The organism is Phytoactinopolyspora endophytica (genome assembly GCF_004138495.1).
GTDB classification, from domain to species: Bacteria; Actinomycetota; Actinomycetes; order Jiangellales; family Jiangellaceae; genus Phytoactinopolyspora; species Phytoactinopolyspora endophytica.
This window is the reverse complement of record NZ_ML142855.1, coordinates 248,324-249,650: the sequence shown is the minus strand read 5'-3', so window position 1 is coordinate 249,650 and position 1,327 is coordinate 248,324. Positions and strand designations below refer to the sequence as shown.

Below are 1,327 nucleotides of genomic sequence, written 5' to 3'. Positions count from 1 at the left end.
GATCGTCGACGACGAGGCTCCGGCGCGCGCCGAGCTTCGTTACCTGCTGAGCCAGTTCGACCATGTCCAGGTGGTCGGCGAGGCGACCAACGGGGAGGAGGCGCTCACGCTGCTGGGCTCGCTGGACTACGACATCGTGCTTCTCGACGTCCGGATGCCCGGTGGGACAGGCCTCGAAGTCGCGTCCGTATTGCGCGGGTCCGCGAAGTCGCCGCGGGTCATCTTCACCACCGCTTATCCGGACTACGCCGTCGAGGCGTTCGACTTGGAAGCCGCCGACTACCTGGTCAAGCCGTTCGACGAGGACCGGCTCGGCCGGGCACTCCAACGGGCGTTATCGGGTGGCTCAGACGATGACACCGATCCGTCGCCGGAACGCTCGTCCCGCCGCCCACCGGAGCCGCTCGGTCGCATCCCGGTACAGCAGGGCGATCGGACGGTGCTGATCGACGATTCCGCAGTCATCTACGCGACGGCGGCACGGGGATACTCCTACCTGCAGCTGGCCGCGGAACGGGTCCTGGTCAGTTTCTCGCTCAACGACCTCGAGCACCGCCTCGCCGGGCACTTCTTCCGTGCACATCGCTCGCATCTGGTGAACTTGGACCATGTGCGGGAGCTGATTCCCGACTTCAAGGGTGCGCTCGTGCTGGTCATGGACGACCACCGACACACCAGAGTCGAGGTGTCCCGCCGCAAGGCGCGCGAGCTGCGCAGCTTACTCGGCATGTAGCGAGTCCGGGCCGTCGGAAGCATTCCGCCATGTGAGCCTCCGGCGGCGCCTCGCGAGCCACCGCCGGTCACGCCTGCACATGCCGGCGCCCGCTACGACTCTCCTATGACGGTGTCGAGGCGCTGTTGCACCTCAGCCGTGTTCAGGTCTTCGGTGCGCTGGGAGATGATCCACTGATACCGGAATGGGTCCTCGACCCTGCCCTGTCGGTATCCGTAGTCGCGGTCGTCGACCGGGAAGATCGTCGACGCGCCGGCGTCGAGCATCCGGCTCTCCACGGCATCGGCATCATCGACCTCGAGCGTCAGGATCACCGGTGAGCCTCCGAGGGTCGACGCGGCCCGATCGGTGCCGTCCTCGTCCTTGATACTGATCACCGCATCGCCGACGCGTAGCTCGGAGTAGACGACCGAGCCGTCGGGCGCGGTGTATCGGGCGATGATCTCCGCGTTCAGGGCCTTCTGGTAGAACTCGATAGCGCGGTCCGCGCCCGCGACCACCAGCTTCGGGACAATGGCAATATCAGTCATGCCCCCATCGTCGCGCGATCGAGGCCTCGGGGATTGGAGATTTCCGTCATCCTCCGCTTCCCGA

Annotated in this window: 2 protein-coding genes; one reads left to right on the top strand and one right to left on the bottom strand. The window is 66.2% G+C overall.

Features of this window, described 5'->3' with window-relative positions; genetic code table 11:
- The first annotated feature begins 1 nt into the window (after position 1).
- Positions 2 to 733 carry a LytR/AlgR family response regulator transcription factor gene (locus ELR45_RS15975; RefSeq protein ID WP_420813889.1) on the top strand — a complete coding sequence of 244 codons (732 nt, stop codon included), beginning with the start codon at positions 2 to 4 and terminating at the stop codon, positions 731 to 733.
- Positions 734 to 825: 92 nt separating this feature from the next.
- Here the strand turns inward: ELR45_RS15975 and ELR45_RS15970 are convergent, their stop codons facing one another.
- Positions 826 to 1,263 carry a VOC family protein gene (locus ELR45_RS15970; RefSeq protein ID WP_129667286.1) on the bottom strand — a complete coding sequence of 146 codons (438 nt, stop codon included), beginning with the start codon at positions 1,261 to 1,263 and terminating at the stop codon, positions 826 to 828.
- Positions 1,264 to 1,327: the final 64 nt, after the last annotated feature.